Origin of the sequence: Microbacterium ureisolvens (assembly GCF_019511645.1) — a bacterium.
In the GTDB taxonomy this organism is placed as follows: domain Bacteria; phylum Actinomycetota; class Actinomycetes; order Actinomycetales; family Microbacteriaceae; genus Microbacterium; species Microbacterium ureisolvens_A.
Genome location: NZ_JAEUAX010000021.1, coordinates 25,506 through 31,803 on the forward strand (window position 1 = coordinate 25,506; position 6,298 = coordinate 31,803).

Below are 6,298 nucleotides of genomic sequence, written 5' to 3' on the forward strand. Positions count from 1 at the left end.
AGCAACCATACTGGCGAGCATGAGTGTTCTCGGCGTGGTCGTTGTCACCGGTAAGAGCCCCCGGGTGCAGGCAGTCGTGCTTGAAGGGAGCCTGGATGCTCCGACGGTCGCGGACACCTTCGAGCTGCGCACCTCGTCCACCGATCCCGCAGAGCAGGCGGTGGATCTTGCACGGCACATCGCGCCGAAGGTCACCGGCGTGGGATACAAGGTGGTCGCCATCAGGGTCGCCGGCGCCTCCCCCGTCGGGCGCCGCAACAAGGCAACATTCTCCCGAGCGCACTGCGAGGGTGCGCTGATTTACGTGATTCGAACCGCGACAGGCAAGCCCGTCACGGTCGTGGACCCGGTTACGGCTCCGAAATCCGTCGGGATGAAGAAGCCACAACTCGAGGAGCTGGTCGACGGGCTCTTGTCAAAGGGCGTGAACAGAGAGGCTGTGCTGGCTGCTGTAGTGGGTCTCGCCGGCGTCTGATGAGGCTCCGCACACGAAAAGCGAGTCGACGCCCTCGATGCTCCACCGCATGTCGGCGTTCGTCAGTGTGTTGATGACCACCGCGATGAGCCACTCGGGCTGGACAGTTTCCCGGACACGTCGCGCAGCATTCGCGACAAGCGTCCCGCTGGCGATGTTCACATCGAGCACGACGGTGCGCGCCGAGCGCCCGCCCCGAATCGCCGGGTTGAGCATCATCACTGCACCAAGAACTCGCTCCGCTGCAGGGCTTGCCGGCTCGACGGTGAACTCGTCCCACCCGGCCACACAGTCAAGGAAAGACCGTGCAGTGTCGGCAAGATTGTGGGAGCGGTCATGAGCGCGGACGTTCCTGTCGCCCGCGAGCATCAGTTCGACGAGATCCATCGCACCTCCTTCCCGAGATCGTAGCCACCCCAAAACCTCACGAGTCACCAAAACGCTGAGGAATGGTGGAGCCCAACCGGCGGACGACGCTTCGAGCAGACTCTGGGCGCTCGCCAGGTGAGGACTCGAGGCGCCGAGACAGCACAGCCAGATTTGCCAGGGTCACGGTAACGGGTGTGTTGACGCGGTCGAGATCTACCACCCGTGCAACCGCCACCGATGCGCACGTTGGAAGTGGGAGCACACCGCTCGCAACGTCCCATCAACGAGCAAATGCGCGAAAGGGGATCGGACGTGCCTCTCCGACCGGGTGAGCCCAACTCGGGCAGTTCGGCTCGTGACATCAAAGCTCGAGGCTTTCGCTCCCGTCCGCATGGTCGTCGTGACTGGTAGTGGGCTCGATCGCCTGTGCGCCGAGTGCGACGCCATCGAGTTCGTGGCGGAGATACTTCGGAGCCTGAACGCGCGAGGCGTCCGTCACCAGCTCGGCCAGATGGTCGGCCTTGATTGCGGCCAGCCGGAAAGCCACTTTCGGCTCGCCCCAGGGTGTGGTCGTCCGCAGGAACACATCGGGCTCCATCTGGACCAGAGCGAATCCATCCATCCGGTCCGCGACCTTGACGGCGACGACGAGCTCGGTCGCGAGAATCGCACGAATGTCGTCGGGGACGCTGTGCCATGGGTGGCACTCCCACGCGTACAGCTTTCTCCGAACGAACCACGCGGCGCCACCCGTCGTCGCGCGCTCTTCGCTGCCAGGCAGGCTATTGGCGATCCTGCGCACGTCGTCGAGGGTGGCCACGGCGCGAGCCTACGCCGGCCGCGCGACATCGATGCTGCTCCTGTCGAGCAGACGAGTGCTCCCGATGGAGCCGCTTACGCGCACGGCGCGGATACGGATGGCAAGGGTGCGTGTTAGCCGCCGTTCGTGGTCGCTCCCTACCGCGCAGTGCGCGATTAGGAATGCGTTCCATGCGTGCGGGTCGGGGCACGACGGCTATGCGGATCTACACCGCGCGCGCCACTCGAAATCAACTCGCCGCAAACGCGTTCCCCGACTGCGACTGGCTACTTCCGAGTGCGGCAAGTACCGAAGCCTTCTTCAATACCAAAGTGCGTGCGCACTACGTCTGCTCCGGTCCGTACACCTCTACCTGGATCCCCCGGAGCAGCTCCCTCGTCACGCCTCTCCAGTTGAATCGCTGCAGCAGATCAAGCGCGGCGTCGACGGCGAGCTCTCTGGGGCTCGTCAGTCCGTCCTCCGTGGAGAGGTCGATCTCGTAGTCCCAGATGTCATCGTTGTACGCATACGTGCCGTGGAGACCTGACCGACGGGGGTGCGCAGTCACGAGTACGAACCGGCGGATGTTGTATAACGCGAGTTCGACGCGGAGGCGTTGACCGTCGAAGAGCAACCGCTGCAGACGACCCGCAAACTCAAACACCTCGGTGAAGTGCAGGACAGGCATCCAGATTGGAAGGTAGCCGCTGATCGGCTCTCGGTCATCGAAGAAACCGTCCGAGTCCGGCCCGAACTGCTCGATCGCCCGGCAGTCGTAGAACTGGCCACTCTCATAGAACTGCCACGTCTCCGGATGCATGCTGGTGATCTGTTCACCCACCCAATTCCGCCCGTTCGTCGGGTGTTGCACCCAGGGGAACGGCCAGCCGCGTCGGCGGACAGTCGCCTGCTGCACTGCCGGAAGCAGCTCAGTGAAGGGTATGCGCCGCGCGTTAAAGGTCTCGGGACGGATGGTGGTCACCATCTGCGGCAGCACACGATCCAGATGGAATCCGGCATCGCGTGCTTGTCGAATCTGGTCCGCGAATCGGTCGCGAGCTCCGGTGACCTCCGTGGGTCCGAGCTGCACACCAACACGCTGAGCAGTTTCCAAGAATCGAGCCAACTGCTTTTCGGTGGCCAGAGCGATGACTTCGCGCAGTTCATTCTGCGTTAGGGAGGCGGAGCTCTCTGGCTTTGCCATCGAGCGAGTGTAGAGCTGCTTCGCTGTGATGCGCTGCGGGTAATCCTTCTTGCTGAGGATCGGAATCTCGGAGAACTCGGCCACCTCAATGATGGCGACCGGACGGCCGTTCGGCAGTTGGCCTCGACCAAGTTGCACGCGGACGGGCGGATCCGCGTAAGCGTTGATCTGATCAGATACGTCATCAAACGAGAGCCACTGCCCAAGTTGTTCGTCGCTGAGCCCAGATCCGGCCGCGTCGATTCCTTCCTCGCTGAGTCCGATTATCACGTGGCCGCCGTCGCGTTGGTTCGCGAGCGCGAGAACAGCACGCGCAACGATTGCGAAAAAGGCACGATCCGTCCGGTTGCCTGCGCTCTTAAACTCGACGCCACGCTGCTCATAGCCGGCCTCAATGATCGCCGCAAGCTGTTCATTGTTGAGCACGTTTAGCCTTTCGCCCTGCGATCGCCTTTCCGAGAACCGGCCCTGCCCCAGATTACCGATATCCCTTGAGGGCCTTCGTAAGCGCAAGCTTCATCCGGCTCTGGGAACCACTTCGTTCCGCGCAAGTCGCAGGTGGAAGTGGCGCGATTGGGCGCTGCCAACCATCGCCAGAGCCCGCATGAGGAGGGTGACAGTGCTCTCCAAAGTCAGCTCGCGACGGCCCCCCTATCGGTCACCGCCCGCCGAGGGATCAGTCCGCCCACGGACGTTCCCTCCGCGGGCACTGCACGTTCACGGATCGGGAGCGTCTTCGCCCTTCCTCTCGTCGTGACTACTCGCAGGCGAGCCCGTCGCCGTCTCCGTCGCCACCGTTCCCGGTGCGGTTGGCGAACCAGTCGTATGGCTCCGCCTGCGTTGGGTCGTCGCGATTGAAGGGCCCGGTGGGGTGCCCGACGGTGTTCTTCTTCAGCTTCGTGCAGGAGGAGTACTGCTCCCACCATCTGTCGGTGGTGGCGGCGGGCGGGACGGCCGAGGCTGCATCACAGGTGACGGTGATCACGGATCCGTCTGGGCTGAGCGTGGCCAGCTGTGCGGCGCGGTAGTCCGCCTCACGAGGGTGGGCCGGATACCCATCAGTTGAGTCGTAGCGGGCCACCGCGTGGCCGGCTTGGAGTTGCAGAAGTCCGAGGTCGGCACCCGTCGCGGTGGTGACGTAGCGGATGAGTCGACCGTATTGGTCCTGGTCGTTCTCTCCTGCGGGCAGTTCCAGCGTCACCACGTCGCCGGGAGCGAGCTGGCTGACGATCGCGGCAGCGGCTTGATCGTCGCCGCACTCGCCGCGTTCGGGTGTGTCGATGCCGATGATGCGGACCGTCCCGGCGCTGGTCTCGATGGTGTCGCCATCGACCACCGACACGAACGTAATCTGTTCCGACGCGGGCTCGGTACCCGTCGATTCCGAGTTAGATGCCGATGTGGGCGCAGCCAGGACCGGGTCGACTGCCGGTGACAGAGCTGCGCAGCCTGACAGCACGAGGGCTGCGGCGAGCACCATGCCGACCGGCAAGGGCACCCGTCCAACCCGCATGGTTTCCCCGTTTCTTTCGGTGGCGCGCTGGGAACGCAGCGACTTCTCGATCACCGGACCGGTCGAACCTAGCAGGCGCGATCGACCGATCTGCGCGTCGACCGTGCCTCCATTAGTGAGGAGGGCGGGCGGCGCGCAGTCGATTTGTGCCCGCGGACGGTCACGCGGCGGGGAATGCCTTCGCGAGACGGGAGTGGAGGGTGTCGACATCGATGGTCTGCGGGGCGGCTTCGGTCATCCGTTTGATGAGGAGCCGTGGCCAGATCACGTGGATGCCGTCGACGGTGAACGAGCCGCCGATGAGGGGCCAGTCCGCCTCGAGGAAGCAAAGCACACCGAAGACCGGCGGGGGCTCGTCGCCGAGAGCTGCGGTGACGCGCTCGAGCTGGGTCTGGACGCCTGCGATCAGTTTGGTGCCGTCGCGCCCGCCGATGCGGAGGTGTTCGGTGCGGGGTCGGATGAGGCCGCCCTCGACGTGGAGCGCGGGGCGCTTGTTCGTGTAGCGTTTCGCGTCGATCACCCACACGCCCGTGGGGCCGATGGCAATGTGGTCGATGTTCGCACGGGTGCCGGGAATGCATCGGTCGTGCAGCACCCGGAATGTGTCGGGCAGATCGGTGAGGCGCTGCGCCAGAAGTTCCTCGCCGATGGCACCCTGCGCCCACGCCTGGGTGCTCTGCGGGTCGTCGGAGAGGGCCAGGATGAGCCCACCGAGCTTGGGGTGCGCGGTGCGGATCCGCTGTTCCCTGTTCTGCTTGCGGCGTTCATATTCGCGGCGAGCGGAGGCGCCCGCGGTCCCAGTCTCTGGCTCGACGGTCTCGACCGTGCAGGTGCACTGGATGCAGCGCACGGTGCGGGTGCCGCGCTCGTACACGGCATCGGTCCCCGCATCGAGCGCTGCCCCGCACAGATGGCAGGTGCCGGCGTACCGCAGCCGCATGCGCTTGTCGTCTGGCCCCAGTTCCAGCGTCACGACGCCGACCGTACCAGCCACATTCCGCCCGCGACCATACTTCGGAGTCGCGTACAGCTTGACTGAGGAAAGTGGATCCTCAAGGTCTCGTCAGCTTTCGCCCATTCCGGTTCGTATACGCGACACTCGGTCATGGTCGCGGCGGAATGGTCGCTAGGGTCGGAGGGATTTCTGGGGAGATTCAATGTCGATGCAGCCGCCTGGGTGGTATCCCGATCCGGTCAACGCCAGCCGACAACGCTGGTGGGACGGTAACGCGTGGGGTCCTCACGTCACCAGCAACGGCACCACGTGGTCCGAGCCACTGCCGCCGACCCCGCCGACCACGGGACGCGTCTCGCGTCGGATGCCCGTGTGGGCGTGGATCCTGATCGGCGCAGTCGCGCTGATCCCAATCATCTTGCTCTCGCCCGTTGTGGCCGTGATCGCGCTGGTGATCCTCATCACCGGCATCGTGGCTCTGGCGAAGGGCAGCCGCACCTGGTTGCGCCTGAACTCACGGAAGGCCGCAATGGTGGTGACGGCCGCGGCCGCCGCGGTGCTACTGGTCACCGGAAGCGTGAGCGCTGCGGTACTGCCCAACACCGGTAGCAGCGGCAACGAGGCCGCGCGCTTCGTCACCGCACCCTCGCCCAGCGAAGCCCGCAACTCCGACGAGTCGAGCCAGTCACGCCCGACCCCGACTCCGACACCCACGCCGGTGGCGAGTACCCGAGACGAGGTCGTCACTGAGGTGGTCCCGTTCACTGAGACTCGGGTTGATGACGGCGCCCTGGCAGCCGGGCAGACGCAGGTCCGCACCCCCGGGCAGAACGGCGAGAAGACGCTGACCTACCGCGTGCATCTCCTTGACGGGCAGGAAGTCAGCCGCGAACTCATCTCGGACGTCGTCACCACGCAGCCGGTCACCCAGGTGATCGCGAACGGCACCTACGTCGCACCACCACCCCCGCCCCTGTCTCTTA

Annotated in this window: 7 protein-coding genes and 1 pseudogene; 3 read left to right on the top strand and 5 right to left on the bottom strand. The window is 65.0% G+C overall.

Annotated elements, in window-relative coordinates; genetic code table 11:
- Positions 1 to 19 precede the first annotated feature (19 nt).
- Positions 20 to 475, top strand: a complete 456-nt coding sequence (locus JNB61_RS19530; RefSeq protein ID WP_220292713.1) for a hypothetical protein — start codon at positions 20 to 22, stop codon at positions 473 to 475.
- Here the strand turns inward: JNB61_RS19530 and JNB61_RS19535 are convergent.
- The 5 genes from JNB61_RS19535 to JNB61_RS19555 all read right to left on the bottom strand — a co-directional run bounded on the left by JNB61_RS19535 (position 416) and on the right by JNB61_RS19555 (position 5,333).
- The gene (locus JNB61_RS19535) at positions 416 to 862 is read right to left on the bottom strand and encodes a hypothetical protein (RefSeq protein ID WP_220292712.1); all 447 of its coding nucleotides are present in this window, start codon (positions 860 to 862) and stop codon (positions 416 to 418) included. The two genes, JNB61_RS19530 and JNB61_RS19535, sit on opposite strands and share 60 nt — an antisense overlap.
- A gap of 343 nt (positions 863 to 1,205) precedes the next feature.
- Positions 1,206 to 1,664: an MmcQ/YjbR family DNA-binding protein gene (locus JNB61_RS19540; RefSeq protein ID WP_223214999.1), complete on the bottom strand. Its 459-nt coding sequence runs from the start codon at positions 1,662 to 1,664 to the stop codon at positions 1,206 to 1,208.
- A gap of 322 nt (positions 1,665 to 1,986) precedes the next feature.
- The gene (locus tag JNB61_RS19545) at positions 1,987 to 3,273 is read right to left on the bottom strand and encodes an AlbA family DNA-binding domain-containing protein (RefSeq protein ID WP_220292711.1); all 1,287 of its coding nucleotides are present in this window, start codon (positions 3,271 to 3,273) and stop codon (positions 1,987 to 1,989) included.
- A 331-nt stretch (positions 3,274 to 3,604) separates the two neighbouring features.
- Positions 3,605 to 4,414, bottom strand: a complete 810-nt coding sequence (locus JNB61_RS19550; protein WP_220292709.1) for a thermonuclease family protein — start codon at positions 4,412 to 4,414, stop codon at positions 3,605 to 3,607.
- Between the two features lie 106 nt (positions 4,415 to 4,520).
- Complete coding sequence (locus tag JNB61_RS19555) at positions 4,521 to 5,333, bottom strand: nuclease-related domain-containing protein (RefSeq protein ID WP_308291309.1); 813 nt, start codon at positions 5,331 to 5,333, stop codon at positions 4,521 to 4,523.
- Positions 5,334 to 5,523: 190 nt separating this feature from the next.
- Here JNB61_RS19555 and JNB61_RS20675 point away from each other — a divergent pair.
- Positions 5,524 to 5,610: pseudogene (locus JNB61_RS20675) on the top strand (DUF2510 domain-containing protein); the annotation flags it as partial.
- Between the two features lie 75 nt (positions 5,611 to 5,685).
- On the top strand, positions 5,686 to 6,298 hold a 613-nt coding region (locus JNB61_RS20355), incomplete at its 3' end, for a G5 domain-containing protein (protein WP_308291310.1).

Bases quoted from the DNA above. Each gene is read 5' to 3' on its own strand.
- JNB61_RS19535 (WP_220292712.1), bottom strand. From the start codon at position 862: ATGGATCTCGTCGAACTGATGCTCGCGGGCGACAGGAACGTCCGCGCT.
- JNB61_RS19530 (WP_220292713.1), top strand. From the start codon at position 20: ATGAGTGTTCTCGGCGTGGTCGTTGTCACCGGTAAGAGCCCCCGGGTG.